At 67.7% G+C, this 17,119-nt stretch carries 13 protein-coding genes; all 13 read left to right on the plus strand.

Translation table 11 applies throughout. From position 1 onward, the window contains the following. Positions 1–169: 169 nt before the first annotated feature. The 13 genes from IC40_RS0117410 to IC40_RS0117470 all read left to right on the plus strand — a co-directional run bounded on the left by IC40_RS0117410 (position 170) and on the right by IC40_RS0117470 (position 17,062). Entirely contained in the window at positions 170–1,036 is an 867-nt protein-coding gene (locus IC40_RS0117410; protein WP_030135979.1) for an urea amidolyase associated protein UAAP1, read from the plus strand. Continuing rightward, positions 1,033–1,680, plus strand: a complete 648-nt coding sequence (locus tag IC40_RS0117415) for an urea amidolyase associated protein UAAP2 (RefSeq protein ID WP_030135980.1) — start codon at positions 1,033–1,035, stop codon at positions 1,678–1,680. Before IC40_RS0117410 ends, IC40_RS0117415 begins: the two co-directional genes overlap by 4 nt. Continuing rightward, a complete protein-coding gene (uca, locus tag IC40_RS0117420; RefSeq protein ID WP_030135981.1) occupies positions 1,677–5,282 on the plus strand; it encodes an urea carboxylase in 3,606 nt (1,201 codons plus the stop codon). Before IC40_RS0117415 ends, uca begins: the two co-directional genes overlap by 4 nt. Further along, complete coding sequence (atzF, locus tag IC40_RS0117425; RefSeq protein ID WP_030135982.1) at positions 5,279–7,738, plus strand: allophanate hydrolase; 2,460 nt, start codon at positions 5,279–5,281, stop codon at positions 7,736–7,738. Before uca ends, atzF begins: the two co-directional genes overlap by 4 nt. Before the next feature lie 15 nt (positions 7,739–7,753). After that, positions 7,754–8,782 carry an isopenicillin N synthase family dioxygenase gene (locus IC40_RS0117430; protein WP_030135983.1) on the plus strand — a complete coding sequence of 343 codons (1,029 nt, stop codon included), beginning with the start codon at positions 7,754–7,756 and terminating at the stop codon, positions 8,780–8,782. A gap of 75 nt (positions 8,783–8,857) precedes the next feature. Further along, positions 8,858–10,348 (plus strand): sodium:solute symporter family transporter, encoded by a 1,491-nt coding sequence (locus IC40_RS0117435; protein WP_030135984.1) that lies wholly within the window; start codon positions 8,858–8,860, stop codon positions 10,346–10,348. A gap of 59 nt (positions 10,349–10,407) precedes the next feature. Then, positions 10,408–11,094 (plus strand): TetR/AcrR family transcriptional regulator, encoded by a 687-nt coding sequence (locus IC40_RS0117440; protein ID WP_036463086.1) that lies wholly within the window; start codon positions 10,408–10,410, stop codon positions 11,092–11,094. Between the two features lie 40 nt (positions 11,095–11,134). Next, a complete protein-coding gene (locus IC40_RS0117445) occupies positions 11,135–12,043 on the plus strand; it encodes a hypothetical protein (RefSeq protein WP_030135986.1) in 909 nt (302 codons plus the stop codon). Positions 12,044–12,086: 43 nt separating this feature from the next. After that, a complete protein-coding gene (locus tag IC40_RS0117450; protein WP_030135987.1) occupies positions 12,087–12,491 on the plus strand; it encodes a TOBE domain-containing protein in 405 nt (134 codons plus the stop codon). After that, complete coding sequence (gene modA, locus IC40_RS0117455) at positions 12,488–13,243, plus strand: molybdate ABC transporter substrate-binding protein (protein ID WP_030135988.1); 756 nt, start codon at positions 12,488–12,490, stop codon at positions 13,241–13,243. The genes IC40_RS0117450 and modA overlap by 4 nt, the downstream gene beginning before the upstream one ends. Continuing rightward, a complete protein-coding gene (locus IC40_RS0117460; RefSeq protein WP_030135989.1) occupies positions 13,240–14,052 on the plus strand; it encodes an ABC transporter permease in 813 nt (270 codons plus the stop codon). Before modA ends, IC40_RS0117460 begins: the two co-directional genes overlap by 4 nt. Beyond that, entirely contained in the window at positions 14,049–15,134 is a 1,086-nt protein-coding gene (locus IC40_RS0117465) for a sulfate/molybdate ABC transporter ATP-binding protein (protein WP_030135990.1), read from the plus strand. Before IC40_RS0117460 ends, IC40_RS0117465 begins: the two co-directional genes overlap by 4 nt. A gap of 2 nt (positions 15,135–15,136) precedes the next feature. After that, positions 15,137–17,062: a potassium transporter Kup gene (locus IC40_RS0117470; RefSeq protein WP_042509954.1), complete on the plus strand. Its 1,926-nt coding sequence runs from the start codon at positions 15,137–15,139 to the stop codon at positions 17,060–17,062. Positions 17,063–17,119: the final 57 nt, after the last annotated feature.

A 17,119-nucleotide genomic window follows, 5' to 3' on the forward strand; every position in this document is an offset into this window, starting at 1 on the left:
AGCATGGAAACTCAATACCTGTCACTTGACAGAAACATTCGGCACCCGTTGTTAACAGTCCTCGAATCATCGGTTACATCGCGGCAACCACGACATCGCGCTCACCGCGAAAACTGTCACCTGACAGAAAGTCCGCCTCGGCGGACTCCCGACTGCGCGAGAGTGATCAGTGAGCACCACTGTGTCGAGCACATCCGAAACGGCCACCACCGCCGGCGCCAGGGCCCATGCGCGTGCCCAACACGGGCGGACGGCCGAATTCATGCGCCACCACCCGGCGTCGGCCTCACCCACCGCACCGGCCGGCGTGGGTGCCACCGAGCTGGTCTGGTCGGAGACCGTTGCCCCCGGCGGATATACCAGCGCGGTGCTGGCTCGCGGCACCCGCATCCGACTCACCGATACCGACGGCGATGCCTGCGCGCATCTGCTGCTGCACCGTGCCGATGCATCGTATGAGCGACTCAACGTCGCCGATACGGTCAAGGTGCCGTGGCAGGCATACCTGGGCACGGGCCATCCGCTGCTCAGCGGTTTCGGCCGTGTCCTGGCCACCGTCGTCGGAGACACCTCCGGACGCCACGATGCCCTGACCGGAACTTCAACGCGTGCAGGCAACATGGAGCGCTACGGCTCATCGGCTCCCGAGTCCGAAGCCCCTGCCGGCCGCGATCTGTTCACCCTCGCCGCGCTCAAGCACGGACTGGACCGCCGCGACCTGCCGCCGTCGGTGTCCTTCTTCCAAGGTGTTCGGGTCGACGGTGACGGCACGCTGCGGTGGCTCGGGTCCGCAGGCCCGGCGACCACGCTGGACCTGCTGCTGCACGTCGACACGATCATCCTGCTGGCCAACACCGCCCACCCGTTGGACCCGCGACCGCAGTTCACCTGCTCGCCGCTGCAGGTGCACGCCTGGCGCGCCACGGCCGACCTGGATCGTCTGGTCAGCGGAGAACTGTTGGGGCCGTTGGGCCCCGAGCACACCCAGGCCATCGCCAACACCGATGCCGACCTCACCGCAAGGGGGCAGCTGTGACCACTGTCGAGATTCCCGCTCTGATCCCCGGGACCGTCGTCCTCGACGAGCATGTCGCCGCCCGCGCCTCATGGTCGGCGGTCGTCAACGCCGGTGATGTCCTGACGATCGTCGACCTGGCCGGAAACCAGGCCGTCGACTGCCTGCTGTACTCGGCCGCCGATACCGGGGTCCGGTACTCGGCACCGGAAACCATCCGGCGCCAGGGCCGTATCACGCTGACCACCGGGTCGGTACTACGGGCCGACACCGGCGACGCGCTGATGACCGTCGTGGCCGACGAGGTCGGCGTGCACGACACCCTCGGTGGCGCCTGCTCCAAGGAATCCAACACCTTGCGCTACGGCCAGCACACCCGCGCCCAGCACGGCTGCCTGGACAACTTCCTGCTCGAAGGGTCCCGGCACGGCCTCGATGCCCGCGACATGGCCAGCAACATCAACTGGTTCATGAACGTTCCGGTGGACCCCGACGGTGCGCTCGGCATCGTCGACGGACTGTCCGGCCCGGGCAAGCGCGTCGCGTTGCGCGCTGAGATCGACACCCTGGTTCTGGTGTCGAACTGCCCGCAGATCAACAACCCCTGCAACGCATTCGACCCGACACCGGTCCGGATGATCGTCACCCGCGAGGCGAGCGCATGAAGCACACCGTCCTGATCGCCAACCGCGGCGAGATCGCGGTGCGCCTGCTGCGTGCCGCGACGAGCCTGGGCATGCGCACCGTCGTGGTGTTCTCCGACGCCGACCGGGGTGCACCGCATGTCGAGCAGGCCGACCGGGCCGTGCGGATCGGGCCCGCCGCGCCTCGCGACAGCTACCTTCGCACCGACGCCATCCTGGATGCCGCTGCGGCCACCGGCGCCACCATCGTGCACCCGGGGTACGGATTCCTCTCCGAGGATGCCGATTTCGCGGCCGCCGTGGAGCGGGCGGGCATCTGCTTCGCCGGACCGAGCCCCGCGCAGTTGCGGGAATTCGGCACCAAACACACCGCGCGGGCGGCCGCCCGCGCGGCCGGAGTTCCCATCTTCGCCGGTTCGGATCTGCTCGGTGGTCTCGACGAGGCGGTGACCGCCGCCGAGGGCATCGGCTATCCGGTGATGCTGAAGGCCACCGGCGGCGGAGGGGGCATCGGTATGCAGGTGTGCCGCGACGCCGACGATCTGCGTACGGCCTATCAGCGGGTGGTCGCGCAGGCCGAGCGCAGCTTCGGTTCCGCCGGCGTGTTCGTCGAGCGCTACGTCGAAAATGCCCGCCACGTCGAGGTGCAGATCTTCGGTGACGGCACCGGACGGGTGCTGTCCCTGGGCGATCGGGACTGTTCGTTGCAACGCAGGCATCAGAAGGTCATCGAGGAGGCTCCCGCCCCCGGCCTTCCGGATACCGTGCGGGAACAGCTGCACGCCACCTCGCGGGCGCTGGCTGCCTCGGTGCGATACCGTTCCGCGGGCACCGTCGAGTTCGTCTACGACGCCGTCCGGCGGGAGGCGTCCTTCCTGGAGGTGAATGCCCGCCTGCAGGTGGAACATCCGGTGACCGAGGTTGTCACCGGTGTCGACCTCGCGGGCTGGATGCTGCGGTTGGCCACCGGTGACACCGCGATGTTCGATGACCACCCGTCCGGTACCGTCGCCGTCACCGGGCACGCCGTCGAGGCGCGCATCTATGCCGAGGACCCTACCCGCGACTACCGGCCCAGCACCGGCACCATCACGACGGTCGGATTCCCCGACCCGGCGAGTCACCCCCATGTCCGGGTCGACGGCTGGATCGCCGACGGCACCGAGGTCACCGCCTCCTACGACCCGCTGCTGGCCAAGATGATCATCGGCGCCGATGACCGCGACACCGCGTTCGACCGGCTCGCCGAGGCGCTGTCGGAGACCGTATTGCACGGTATCGAGGTCAATATCGGCATGCTCGGCGCCGCCATCGCCCACCCGGATGTGCGGGCGGCGCGGCACAGCACCGCCACGCTGGCACACGTCCGCGACCCGCGGCCGCGCATCACCGTCGAACGACCCGGCCTGCTGACCACCGTTCAGGACGTACCGGGCCGAGTCGGCCTGTGGCAGGTGGGCGTGCCGCCGAGCGGACCGATGGACGACCTGTCCTTCCGGCTCGGCAACCGCGCGCTGGGCAACCCCGAGCAGGCCGCGGGCTTGGAGTGCACCGCGTCCGGGCCGGCACTGCGGTTCAGCCACCCCACGACGGTGTGCGTCACCGGGGCCGAGTGCCTGGTCACCGTCGACGGTGTGCCCGCGCCGATGTGGGAACCGATCGAGGTACCCGCCGGTGGCGTGCTCGATATCGGCGCAGCCGAAACCCTGGGCCTGCGAACCTATCTGCTGCTGGCCGGTGGGCTGGACGTGCCCACCTACCTGGGCAGCGCCGCCACGTTCACCCTCGGCCGGTTCGGCGGCCACGGCGGTCGCGAACTGCACGCCGGTGACGTGCTGCGCACCCGCACCGCGACGGCCGGGTCCGCCGGCCCGGTTCCGCAGAAGTCCCGCCCGACGTTCGCCCGGGAATGGGAGCTCGCCGTCACCGAGGGCCCGCACGGAGCCCCGGAGTTCTTCACCCGCAACGACATCGACACGCTGTTCGAGGCGTCCTACCGGGTGCACTTCAATTCCGCACGCACCGGGGTTCGGCTGGAGGGCCCGAAACCGCAATGGGCCCGTCCCGACGGCGGTGAGGCGGGTCTGCATCCGTCCAACATCCACGACAACGCCTACTCGGTGGGCGCGCTGGACTTCACCGGGGATACCCCGATCCTGCTCGGACCGGACGGGCCGAGCCTTGGCGGTTTCGTCTGTCCCGTCACGGTGATCGCCGCGCAACGCTGGAAGCTCGGACAGTTGCGCCCGGGTGACACGGTCCGGTTCGTACCGGTCCGCGCAGCGGATGCACCGTCGCGCACCGACCTGAGCCCCCGCCGGGTCGCCACGCCCGCACGGTGCGGCGACGGCGACGATGGCGTCCTGGCCCGCCGCGCGGGTGTCGCCGGCGCTCCCGCGGTGACCTACCGGCGCAGTGGGGATGACAACGTGCTCGTCGAATACGGCGATATCGTCCTGGATCTCGCGTTGCGGGCTCGGGTACACGCCCTGCACACCCGGCTGGACGGCAGCTGTGCCGGCATCCTGGACCTGACACCGGGCATCAGGTCGCTGCAGGTGCATGTCGATCCCGATGTGCTGCCGATATCACGACTGCTGGGCTTGCTGGCCGAGATCGAGGACGAGCTGCCGGCGTCCTCGGAGCTCATCGTGCCGAGCCGACGGGTCAGGTTGCCGCTCAGCTGGGATGACCCGGCCACCCGGGAGGCGATCGCCAGGTACACCTCGGGAGTGCGTGACGATGCGCCATGGTGCCCGTCGAATATCGAATTCATCCGCCGCATCAACGGATTGGACAGCCCGGCCGATGTCTACGACACCGTCTTCGCCGCCGAGTATCTGACACTGGGCCTGGGTGACGTCTACCTGGGCGCACCGGTGGCCACCCCGCTGGATCCGCGACACCGGTTGGTCACAACGAAGTACAACCCGGCCCGCACCTGGACCGCGGAGAACTCCGTCGGCATCGGCGGCGCCTACCTGTGCATCTACGGTATGGAGGGCCCGGGCGGCTACCAGTTCGTCGGGCGCACCACCCAGGTGTGGAGCCGATACCGGCATACCGCGCCGTTCGAACCGGGCAGCCCGTGGCTGCTGCGGTTCTTCGACCGGATCTCCTGGTACCCGGTCTCGGCGGAGGAACTGCTGGAGCTGCGGGCCGACATGGCCGCCGGGCGAGGCGATGTCGACATCACCGAGGGCACCTTCTCACTCGCCGAACATGATCGCTTCCTGGCCGACAATGCTGACGATATCGCCGCATTCCGTGACCGGCAGGCGGCGGCTTTCGCCGCGGAACGCACCGCATGGGAGCGGGGCGGTGAGTTCGATCGTGCCGAGCGGGCCGCCGCCAATGCCCCGGTGTCGACCGACGAGATCGTCCTCAACGACGGTGATCACCGCATCGACGCACCGTTCTCTTCCAGCGTCTGGAAGGTCGACGTGGCCGTCGGCGAGCAGGTCGTAAGTGGCCAACCGCTGCTGGCGCTGGAGGCCATGAAGATGGAGACGGTGTTGCGTGCACCGTCGGACGGTGTGGTGACCCAGATCCTGGTCTCCGCCGGACATCTGGTCGATCCGGGCACCCCGCTGGTGGTCGTCGGGACCGGAGCAGGCGCATGAGCGCGGTCGAACGGGTCCGCGCCGCCTACGATGCCATCGACGCGGCGCAACGACCGGAGATCTGGATCATGCTGCGGCCGTTGGAAGATGCACTGGCCGATGCCCGGGCCGTGGATGCCGCCGATCCTGGCCTTCCGTTGGCCGGCCTGGTGGGCGCGGTGAAGAACAACATCGACGTCGCGGGCATCCCGACGACGGCGGGTTGCCCGAGCTATGCCGACGGGCCGGCGGACACCGATGCCACGGCGGTGGCCAGGTTGCGGGCGGCGGGTGTGGTCATCATCGGTGCCACCAATCTGGACCAGTTCGCCACCGGTCTGGTCGGTACCCGCAGCCCCTATGGGCAGGTGCGTGATTCCCGTCGTCCGGCATATATCTCGGGCGGCTCGAGTTCCGGTTCGGCGGTGGCCGTTGCCCTCGGCCTGGTGGACATCGCACTGGGTACCGACACCGCAGGATCCGGTCGGGTGCCGGCCGCGCTGCAAGGCATCATCGGCATCAAGCCCACCTTGGGCGTGGTGCCCACCGACGGTGTGGTGCCCGCCTGCCGGTCCTATGACTGTGTGACGGTGTTCGCCAGGGATCTCGACACCGCCGATGCCGCAGTGGGCGTGATCGGAGGCGGGGCCAGGACGTTTCCGCCGGACGCGCGACTGGCCGCGCCGCCGACGGCCCGCGTCGCGGTGCCACGGGAGTTGCCCGGACTGTCCGGAGAATGGGCACGGTTGTTCCACTCCACCTGTACCGAGCTCACCGCACGCGGTGTCGAACTCGTCGCTATCGACCTCGCGCCCTTCCTGGCTGCGGCACGACTGCTCTATGACGGTGGCCTGGTCGCCGAACGGTACGAGGCGGTCGGGGCGTTCGTCGAATCCCACCGCGACTCGCCCGATCTCGATCCGACCGTCGCCGGCATCATCGAGTCCGCGGGCACGGTGCCGGCCACCACCCTGTTACGGGACCGGGTGCGGTTGGCCGAACTCACCGCCGTAGCGATGGCCCAACTCGGCGACTGCGATGCCTTGCTGGTGCCCACCACCACCGGCCACCCGACGATCGCCGAGGTGACCGCCGATCCGGTGGCGGTCAATTCACAAATGGGTGTCTATACCAACTTCTGCAACCTGATGGACCTGTGCGCCGTCGCGGTGCCCGCCGGATCCGATTCGGCGGGAGCCCAATTCGGCGTGAGCGTGGTCGCCCGCGCAGGCGCCGATGCGGTTGCCCTCGACATCGCGCGCCTGCTCACCGGCGTACCCACGACCACGGATCCCTGGCCGGCGCGCGCCGGGCTGGACACCACCACGCTGCTGGTGGTGGGTGCCCATCTACGCGGCCAACCGCTTGCCTGGCAACTCGACGACCGCGGTGCCCGCTGGATCGGGCCCGCGCGCACCGCACCGCATTACCGGTTGGCCCGACTGGATACCGAGCCGCCCAAACCCGGACTCGTGCGGGTCGCGCCCGGTGCGGGCACGACGATCGCCGGCGAGCTGTGGTCGATCGGCACCGCCATGCTCGGCGACTTCCTTGCCGCACTTCCCGCGCCGATGTCGCTCGGGCGGGTCGAGCTCGCCGACGGCAGCGCGGTCGTCGGTTTCGGGTGCAGCCTGCAGGCCTGGGAATCCGGTATCGACATCACCCACCACGGCGATTGGCCCGGCTATCTACGTCGAGTACGGCCCGGGACCGCGGTCAGCCGGTCCGACCTGATGCACCGCTGCTGGCGACGCACGGCGATCGCCGCCCCCGACACCGCGATCGACACCACCACCGAGGTGCAGTGGTTACAGGCCGGTGCGCTCTACATCGACCTGCGTACCCCGGCGGACATGCCGGCGGTAACCGGTACCTCATTGGACACCCTCACCCGGGACGACATGGTGGCCATGTGCCGCCAACAGGCGTTCGCGGGCCTGCTCGCCGAGGACGACGGGGTGTGGACCTGGCATCGGGAACTCGATCTGCATCCGGCCGAGGAGGTGCCGGATCGGGGGCGACTACACCTTGCCGACCGGGTTCTGGTCGAAACCGGCGTGGGCCGCGACTATCACGAGGACTGGGTCGCCGACCATCCAGTCACCGACGGCATCGAACTGCGTCTGCGCGACGCCGCCGGCCGACTCGGGATGCTGTTGCGGGTCGGAGACCGGTTCGGGTTCGTTCGCGGCCGCGATGTCGACCCAGACGCCGGCAGACTGGCCGACGCCGTCGCCACGGCCGACCTTACGGCGGCCCGCAAGATCCTGGATATCGAGTTCTCCCTGGGCACCGTCGGGCAATCCGGTTGGCGCATCACCCGTTCGACGCTTCCGTTCCGCATCGGTGACGACCTGGCACCGGATCTCAGCACGTCCGAGGTCACCACCGCCGAACGAGATTCTTCCGGCGCGGCCATTCGGCGCCGCTGGACCGTCGTGTCGCTCGACCGCTCCGATCACCTGCTCCCCCTCTGACCCCTGAGGAACACCATGACCGCCGATTTCACCGAGGTGCCGGTGCTCGACATCGCCGCCCTGCTCGACGAGACCGATCCCGGATACGCCAGAGCGGTCGCCAACCTGGGTGACGCCGCCCGGCGGGTGGGGTTCGCCCAGATAGTCGGCCATGGAATCGATTCCACGCTGTTCGATGACCTGCTCACCGCCACCCGGGCCTTCTTCGCCTTGTCCGAGCAGGAGAAGCTCAAGGTCCACATCGGCCGCTCGAGCAACCATCGGGGGTATGTGCCGCCCGGTGAGGAGGTGTTCGCCGCGGGCACCGTCGATGCCAAGGAAGCCTTCGACCTGTCGGTTGACCTGCCCGCCGATGACCCGCGCTACCTGGCGGGTAACCCGCTGTTGGGTCCAAACCAGTGGCCCGAGCTACCCGGGTTCCGGGAGGCCGTGACCGCCTGGTACGACGCGGTATTCGCGCTGTCGCGCCGGTTGTTGCGCGCCTTCGCGGTGGCACTCGGCGAGCCGGCCGATCGGTTCGACCGCCATGTCACCGCGCCGCCGTCACAGTTGCGGTTGATCCACTACCCGTTCGACCCGGCTGCGGCCGACCGACCGGGCATCGGCGCGCACACCGATTACGAATGCTTCACGCTGCTGCGGCCGACGGCGCCCGGCCTGGAAGTTCTCAACGCCGCAGGAACATGGGTCGACGTGCCGCTGATCGAGGACGCGTTCGTCCTGAACATCGGTGATCTGCTGGAGATCTGGAGCAACGGGGAATTCGTGGCCACGACCCACCGTGTCCGCAGGGTTGCCGAGGAGCGTTATTCCTTCCCGCTGTTCGTCAACGTCGACCATGACACCGAGGTGGCACCGCTACCTGCCTTCGCAGACAACGGAAAGCCCGCACGCACCCCGGTGATCGCCGGTGAGCACCTGTTCGCACAGACCGCCCAGAGCTTCCGCTATCTGCAGGAGCGTCTCGCCCGAGGGGAGGTGACACTGCCCGCGGGCGCCCATCCGCTCGCAACCTTCGGCCGCAAGGCACTCACCAGCCCCTGACCTCCCTGCACCGCACCCCGAGCTGTCCGGCAACGTCGCCGAACCACAAACCCCTACTCCCTCTTGGAGTTCGCCATGATCATTGCCGGCGTTGCCGTCTTCCTGCTCATCCTCACCGTCAGCGGTGTCATCTCCGCCCGACGGGTGCGCGGCGACTGTTCGAACTATCTGGTCGCCGGTCGGGCCCTGCCCGCGGTTCTGGTGACCGCCGTGCTCATCGCACAGCCCGTCGACTCCAACGCCACCATCGGTAATGCCGATCTGTCAGCAGCTTTCGGATTCTGGGCCGGTGCCGCACTACCCATCGGGCTGGCCATCTGCCTGCTGCTCATGGGACTGTTCTTCGCCAAACGCATGCGCGCCGCCGATGTGGTGACACTGCCCGAGTACTTCCGTAACCGCTTCGGTCGCAGCACCGAGGTAGCGTCGTCATTTCTCACCATCGCCAGCTTCATCATCCTGCTCGCCGGAAATCTGGTCGCGGTCGGCTTCCTGCTGGAGCGCTTCCTCGGTGTCTCATACGCCTACGCCATTCTCCTCACCATCCCGCTGGCGCTGCTGTACACCATCAGCGGAGGCATGTTCGCCTCGGTGTACACCGGCGTCGCCTGCGTCATCGTCAATGTCATCGGCGTTGCCGCACTGGTGACCTGGGTGGCCACCACGCACGGCTTCAGCGCTCCCGAGGGGATGGGTGCCGGTGATCTCGCGCAGCTGACCTCCAGCGATTCCGGTGCAGTGATCAACTGGGCCACCATCATCGCGCTGGGCCTGGGCAACCTGGTGGCCATCGACCTGATGCAGCGGGTGTTCTCCGCCCGCACTCCCGGAGGTGCGCAGAAGGCATGCTTCGCCGCAGCCGCCGGACTGCTGATGCTCTGTATCCCACTGTCCTTCGTGGCGTTGGCCGCCGTGAGCATCGTGGGTGACGACGCCACCGACGGTCCGATCCTGTACACGCTGCTGGGCGGTTACGCACCGGCTTGGCTGGCGATCATCGTCATCTCGGGGTTGCTGGCCGCGACGCTGACCACCATCAGCGGAATCCTGCTGTCCACGGCGGCAGTCCTGATCCGCAATATCCTGCGGATCGACGCGGAGGCGGTCACGATGACGCCGCGGGTGCTGACCGCCACCCGCTGGGCCACTCTGCCGATGGCGGTACTAGCCGGCATCGTCGCCCTGCGGGTGCCGCAAACAGGCATCCTGCTGACGCTGGCCTTCGACCTGCTGTTGGCCAGCCTGGTGGTCCCGTTCATCCTCGGCCTGTACTGGTCGCGCGGCGGCGCCGCGGCGGCTTGGGCGGCCATCGTGGTCGGTATCGGTGTGCGGATGACGTTCTTCATGCTCACCCCGACCATCTACGGGGTCGACAACACGCTGTTCTACATCCCCAACGATCTGGTGACGGTCACGGCCGACGGCTGGAGCACGTTGCTGGCCGGGGCTGCGTCGTTGGCGGCCTACCTCGTCGCGGCATCGTTCACGACGGTCCGTACGACCGTGAACACCCTGCCGACCGAACCGGCACCCGCGCCCGAGGTGTTGACGGCGGCCCGGTCCTGACCCGGGACACGTCGGCGGTGGCGCACGTGTCGCGCCTGTCGGACTGGCAGGATCGACACGTGCGCACCACCGCAAGCGGCCGCCCTCGATTGGAGGGGCGCAAGCGTCCCGGCCAGACCGCGCGCGACGAGGTGCTCGACGCGGCCGCCGAACTGTTCACCACCTCAGGGGTGGCGGCGACCTCGACACGCCAGATCGCCGAGGCCGTCGGGATCCGGCAGGCGTCGCTGTATCACCACTTCCGCACCAAGAACGACATCCTGGCGGCACTGTTGAGCGGCACCGTGTTGTCATCGTTGCGGGCGGCCGAACAACTGCGCGACCGACCTGAGCCACCGGTGGTGTTGTTGCACGCACTCAGCCTGCTCGACTGCCGCCTACTGTGGGACAGCCCGTGGAATCTGGGCATCCTCTATCTGCTGCCCGAGGTGCGTGATCCGCAGTTCGGTGAATTCCACCGGCAACGAACCGAATTGCGTCGCGCCTACCGGGAACTGTCGACGCGGGTGGTCGCCGATATCGAACCGGCTGACGGCGCCCTGGATGTCAGCGCCGATGCCGATACCGTGTTCCGACTGGTCGAGAGCCTGCCGAACCTGCGTGCCGACGGGTTGGGTGAGCCCGATCAGCCTCGCCGGACCGCGGATCTGGCGGTGCACCTGCTCGGCTGGCGGGGCGACTGGGTGGCGCTGCGAACCGCTTCGCAGGTGGTCGTCGACGAGGTGACAGCACCCGCCTCGCCGTAAAGACATTGGCTCCGGCGGGATAGTCGCGTTGAATGCGCGCATGCGCTTGATCGAGGACTGGCCGTCAATAGCCCATGAATTCGACCTGGCGTACGCCCTGTTCGGTGCACCCGGTCGCGGGCATGTGTCGGCGTGGCTTGCCGAGGAACTGGCCCGCACCTCCGATGACGCGTTCGCCCGTTCGTTCTCCGACCACATCTACCTGCCCGGGGTGTCATCATCGGATTACCTGCAGCGCGTCGTCCGCAGCGAGCGCGGAGATTTGTTGGGCGGTATCCGGTTTCGAGGACGAGACATCGACAAGCCGTTCATCGAGATCATCGCCCACACCTTCGACGACGTCGACGACCTGGCACGGTGCGTGGCCGCCGAGTGGTCGGCGTTCGCGCCGAAGGCGCTGCGATTGCGGACCCTGCCGCGGAGCCTAGAGGGCCCAGACATCGTCGTGGATCAGACCGTGCACGCCGCACGCTGCACGGATTTGGGCGTGCCGGACCCGCAGGTCCAGCTGGTTCCCTTCGAACAGGTCGAGGACGCCGTCGGCCTGATACAAGCCCGCTACCACACGCTCAATCCCGTACTGGCCCAGAACATCGTTGCTGCCGACGCCGAGGATCTGCGCTCCTGGCATGCCGCCGGACAGCTGCACGCGATCACCGTGTCCGATGTCACCGTCGGGGCATTCGCCGTCCGGCCGAGCCGCATCTACTGGCTCCCTGGAGCCGAGATCCACGAGGAGGTCGTGGACACCGATCATGCCGGTCACCATTACGCGAGCCACGCGCAGCGGAGATGGGCCGCCGATATGAGCGCCGACCGCGATGAGCATTTGATCGGCACCATCGACGGCTTGAACAACGCGTCTCGCCGGACCGCCGAGGAAGCCGGTCGACCACGGGTGCTCGACCTCGTCTTCGTCGCCCTGACGGAGAACCGCAAAAGCGGGTGATCTATCCTTTCTTGACCGTAAAAGCGGACCAAGGAGGATATTGGTGCCCGCAATTCGCATCAGGGACGCCGCCGCCCTACTGGGCGTCAGCGATGACACGGTGCGCCGGTGGACCGACAGCGGCGCGCTGGCATCCCACAAGGACGACAGCGGCCGCAAGGTCATCGCAGGCGACGTACTGGCCGCGTTCGTGCGCGACCAGGCCTCCCCTCCCGCCGACCCCACGGGGGCCAGCAGCTCCGCGCGCAACCGCCTCGTGGGACTGGTCACGAAGGTCACGGCCGACCGGGTGATGTGCGAGGTCGAGATGCAGTGCGGACCTTTCACCGTCGTCTCCCTGATGAGCACCACCTCCGCCGAACAGCTCGGGCTGGAGCCCGGCGCGCTCGCGGTCGCGGTCGTCAAGGCCACCAACGTCATCATCGAAACTCCCGGAGGAACATCGTGAAACCGCTGGCCGGACTGTTGGCCCTCGCCCTCCTGCTCACCGGATGCTCGTCGTCGCAGACTGATTCCGCGCAACCGGATGCACAGCTCACGGTGTTCGCCGCCGCATCGTTGAAGAAGACGTTCACCGAACTGGGTGCCCGATTCGAACAGGACCATCCCGGAACGAAGGTCACCTTCAATTTCGCCGGCTCATCCGACCTGGTCACCCAGATCACCCAGGGCGCGCCCGCCGATGTGTTCGCCTCCGCGGATACCGCGAACATGACGAAGGCAGTGGATGCCGGTGCCATCGCAGGAGCGCCCGTCGATTTCGCCACCAACACCCTGACGATCGTCACGCCATTCGGCAATCCGAAGAAGATAACGACTTTCGCTGATCTGGCGCGGCCGGGCACCCAGGTTGTGGTGTGCGCGCCGCAGGTCCCGTGCGGGTCGGCCACCGAGAAAGTGGAGAAGGCCACCGGAGTCACCCTCACGCCGGTGAGTGAGGAATCGGCGGTGACGGATGTGTTGGGCAAGGTGACCTCGGGCCAGGCCGATGCCGGACTGGTGTACGTCACCGATGCGGCGGGCGCCGCAGACGACGTGACAGCGGTCCCGTTCCCCGAGTCCGCCGAAGCGGTCAACACCTATCCCATCGCGGCCGTGGCCGAAGCCGGAAACCCGGGAGCTGCACAACAGTTCATCGATCTGGTAGTCGGCGAGCCCGGCCGGGAAGCGCTCACCGCGGCGGGCTTCGCGTCCCCGTGAGATTCGTCCGGCACCGTAGCGGGATACGCCAGGTCGGCCTGCCCGTCTGGATTTACCTGCCCGCCGTTGTCGGCGCCCTGTTCGCCATCCTGCCACTGATCGCCGTGCTGACGCGGATCGACTGGTCGAACTTCGTCCCGCTGATCACCTCCGAATCATCGCGTGCCGCACTGCTGTTGAGCCTCAGGACGGCGAGCGCCAGCACCGTGCTCTGTGTGTTGCTCGGGGTACCGATGGCGCTGGTGCTGGCGCGCGGACACTTTCCCGGCCAAGCGATCCTGCGCTCGCTGGTACTGCTCCCGCTGGTGCTGCCACCGGTGGTCGGCGGTATCGCACTGCTCTACACGTTCGGCCGTCAAGGACTGCTCGGCGAATACCTCGAACTGTGGGGTCTGCGCATCGCATTCTCCACCACCGCTGTCGTACTCGCGCAATCCTTTGTCTCGCTGCCATTCCTGGTCGTCAGCCTGGAGGGCGCGCTGCGCTCGGCGGGTAACGGCTACGAGCACATCGCGGCGACCCTGGGCGCCCGCCCCACCACCGTGTTGTGCACGGTGACTCTGCCGCTGGTGCTACCCGGCCTGATATCGGGCGCGGTGTTGGCCTTCGCGCGTTCCCTCGGCGAGTTCGGGGCGACGCTGACCTTCGCGGGATCATTGCAGGGGGTGACCCGCACGCTGCCTTTGGAGATCTATCTGCAACGTGAGACGGATCCCGATGCGGCCGTGGCGTTATCGCTGTTGCTCATCGTCGTCGCTGCGGCCATCGTGATCGCCTCGGCCAGTAGGCGTCTGGCGGGAGCCCTGTGAGCGATCTCTCGGTGCGGGCTCGGCTCCCCCAACGTGATGTCGACGTCGACATCACAGTCGCAGGAGGCGAGGTGCTGGCAGTGTTGGGCCCCAACGGCGCCGGCAAGTCGACGCTGTTGCAGATGATCGCCGGCCTCCTCCAGCCCGAGACGGCACGCATCACCCTGGGTGACACCGTCCTCACCGACACCGCCGCCAAGACGTTCATCCCGCCGCACGGCCGGGGCATCGCCATGTTGTCCCAGCAGGCGATGCTGTTTCCGCATATGACGGCCGAGACCAACGTGGCCTACGCCCCCCGCTGCCGAGGACTGTCGCGCTCGGCCGCCCGAGAGCAGGCTCGACACTGGCTGACGGCCGTCGACGCCATGGAGCTGGCAGCACGCAGGCCGATGGAGCTGTCCGGTGGACAGGCGCAGCGCATCGCGGTCGCCCGGGCGCTGGCCGCCGAACCGCGGCTGCTGCTGCTCGACGAACCGATGGCCGCCCTCGATGTCACCGCAGCGCCCGCCATGCGGCGTCTGCTGCGCACGGTGCTGCGAGAAACCGGACGCACGGCGATCATCGTCACCCACGATCTGCTCGACGCGCTCGCGCTCGCCGACACCGTGGTCGTCATCGAGGGCGGCCGCGTGATGGAGAGCGGGAATGTCCGCGAGGTGCTGAGCTCGCCGCGAAGCGACTTCGCCGCGCGCATCGCCGGGGTGAATCTGGTTGCGGGCGTCGCGTCCGAACCTGGTCTTCTCCGAACTGCATGGGGTCACACCATCTCCGGGCTGGGCGATCTGGAGGTCGGGTCGGCCGGCGTCGCACTGTTCCGTCCCGCCACGGTCGCGGTCCACCTGAGCGCACCGCACGCCAGTCCGCGCAATATCTTCCAGGTGCAGATCGCCGAACTCGACATCCACGGTTCGACGGTGCGGGTTCGCGGCGCCGAGCAACCCGACGGCGGCACGGGTCTGGCCGCCGATATCACCCCCGCCGCGGCCGCTGAGCTGGACCTGGAGGTCGGGCAGCGGGTGTACTTCGTCATGAAAACCCAGGAAGTGCAGCTTCATCCCGCGCTGGTACCGATGATGTAGGCATGCCAGACCAAACCGCACAGCCACAGCAGTCCGCGCCACCGCTGCGGCTGGCGATCATCATCGGAGCGCTGGGCGTGGTGTTCGGCGATATCGGCACCAGTCCCATCTACACATTGCAGACGGTCTTCAACCCCGCCGATCCGCACCCGGTGCCACTGACCGAGGCCAATGTGTACGGCGTTGTCTCCCTGATCTTCTGGTCGGTCATGACGATCGTCACCCTCACCTACGTGACCCTGGTGATGCGTGCCGACAACCACGGCGAGGGTGGCATCATGGCGCTGATCACGCTGCTGCGCCGCGGTGCGAGTACGCGCGGTCACCGGACCGCGATCACGCTGGGCTTCCTCGGCCTGTTCGGGGCCGCACTGTTCTTCGGCGATTCGATGATCACGCCGGCCATATCGGTGCTGTCGGCGGTGGAGGGCCTCAAGACGGTCGAACCCGGCCTCAAGGATTGGGTTGTCCCGATCACCGCGGTGATCATCGTTGCGCTGTTCAGCGTGCAACGCCAGGGCACGGCGGTGGTCGGACGATTCTTCGGTCCGGTCATGATCCTGTGGTTCATCGCGATCGGTGCGTGCGGCGTCCTCGGCATCGCCGGTAACCCGGGGATTCTGGCGGCGCTGTCGCCGACGTATGCCATCGCGTTCATGGGCGGACACTTCCACATCGCGTTCTTTGCGCTTGCCGCGATCGTGCTGGCGGTCACCGGTGCCGAGGCGCTCTACGCCGACATGGGGCACTTCGGACGACGGGCCATCGTCATCGGATGGCTGGGCCTGGTATTGCCGGCCTGCACGCTGAACTACGTCGGGCAGGGTGCGCTGCTGTTGCGCGATGACAACGTGCACAGCGCGCCGTTCTTCCTGCTGGCCCCCGAGTGGGCGCGGCTGCCGCTGGTTCTGTTGGCCACGGCGGCCACCGTGATCGCCTCGCAGGCGGTGATCACCGGCGCGTTCTCCGTGGTGTCCCAGGCCGTCCAGCTCGGCTATCTGCCGCGCCTGCGCATCACACACACATCGGCCAACGCGATCGGGCAGATCTACGTCCCGTGGATCAACTGGGTACTGATGATGTCGGTACTCACCCTCGTATTCGCCTTCCGGTCCTCGGCAGCACTGGCCTACGCGTTCGGCATGGCGGTCAGCGGGACGATCACGATCACCACATTGTTGTTCCTCTACTACGCCAGACAGGAGTGGAGGTGGCCGCTGTGGGGCCTGGTGGCGGGCGGCGGCGCACTGCTGCTCGTGGATGTGATGTTCTTGGCGGCCAACCTCACCAAACTGGTCCACGGCGCCTGGCTACCGCTGGTCATCGCGATCTGCGCCTTCGTCGTGATGACGACCTGGCAGCGCGGACGACATCTGGTGACCGCGGCCCGGCACGAGATCGAAGGACCGCTTCGGCCCTTCATCGACGAACTGGCCGACCGGCAACCCCCGCTGGTACGCGTTCCAGGCACCGCGGTGTTCCTGAACCGGTCCGATGACACCACTCCGCTGGCAATGCGCACCAATGTCGAGCACAACCACGTCCTGCACGAACATGCGGTGATCGTGGCTGTCGAGACCGTCCCGGTGCCCCGCTTGCCCGACGACAAGCGCATCTCCGTGGACTCTCTTGGCTACCGCGATGACGGGATCGTGCACGTCACGGTCCATGCCGGCTATATGGAGCGCCCGGACGTCCCGGCTGCCCTGCGAATGTTGCCCAGTGAGGTCACCGAAGGAGGTGTCGACCTGGACACGGCGTCGTACTTCCTGTCGCACCTGGAGCTGGTACCGGGCGACAGCCCCGACATGACCGGTTGGCGCAAAAGGCTTTTCGTCGCCACATCGTTCCTCACAGCCGATGCGGCCGGCTACTTCCACCTGCCGCCAGACCGAACGATATTGGTCGGGTCACGATTGGATGTCTGATTGCTACCCCGCATGTGATCCGCGTCACAAAGAAGTTAGTATCGTCGTATGCCGCGG

The organism is Mycolicibacterium neoaurum ATCC 25795 (assembly GCF_000691525.1).
Lineage (GTDB): Bacteria > Actinomycetota > Actinomycetes > Mycobacteriales > Mycobacteriaceae > Mycobacterium > Mycobacterium neoaurum.

Bases quoted from the DNA above. Each gene is read 5' to 3' on its own strand.
- uca (WP_030135981.1), top strand. From the start codon at position 1,677: ATGAAGCACACCGTCCTGATCGCCAACCGCGGCGAGATCGCGGTGCGC.
- atzF (WP_030135982.1), top strand. From the start codon at position 5,279: ATGAGCGCGGTCGAACGGGTCCGCGCCGCCTACGATGCCATCGACGCG.
- IC40_RS0117430 (WP_030135983.1), top strand. From the start codon at position 7,754: ATGACCGCCGATTTCACCGAGGTGCCGGTGCTCGACATCGCCGCCCTG.
- IC40_RS0117435 (WP_030135984.1), top strand. From the start codon at position 8,858: ATGATCATTGCCGGCGTTGCCGTCTTCCTGCTCATCCTCACCGTCAGC.
- IC40_RS0117445 (WP_030135986.1), top strand. From the start codon at position 11,135: ATGCGCTTGATCGAGGACTGGCCGTCAATAGCCCATGAATTCGACCTG.
- IC40_RS0117470 (WP_042509954.1), top strand. From the start codon at position 15,137: ATGCCAGACCAAACCGCACAGCCACAGCAGTCCGCGCCACCGCTGCGG.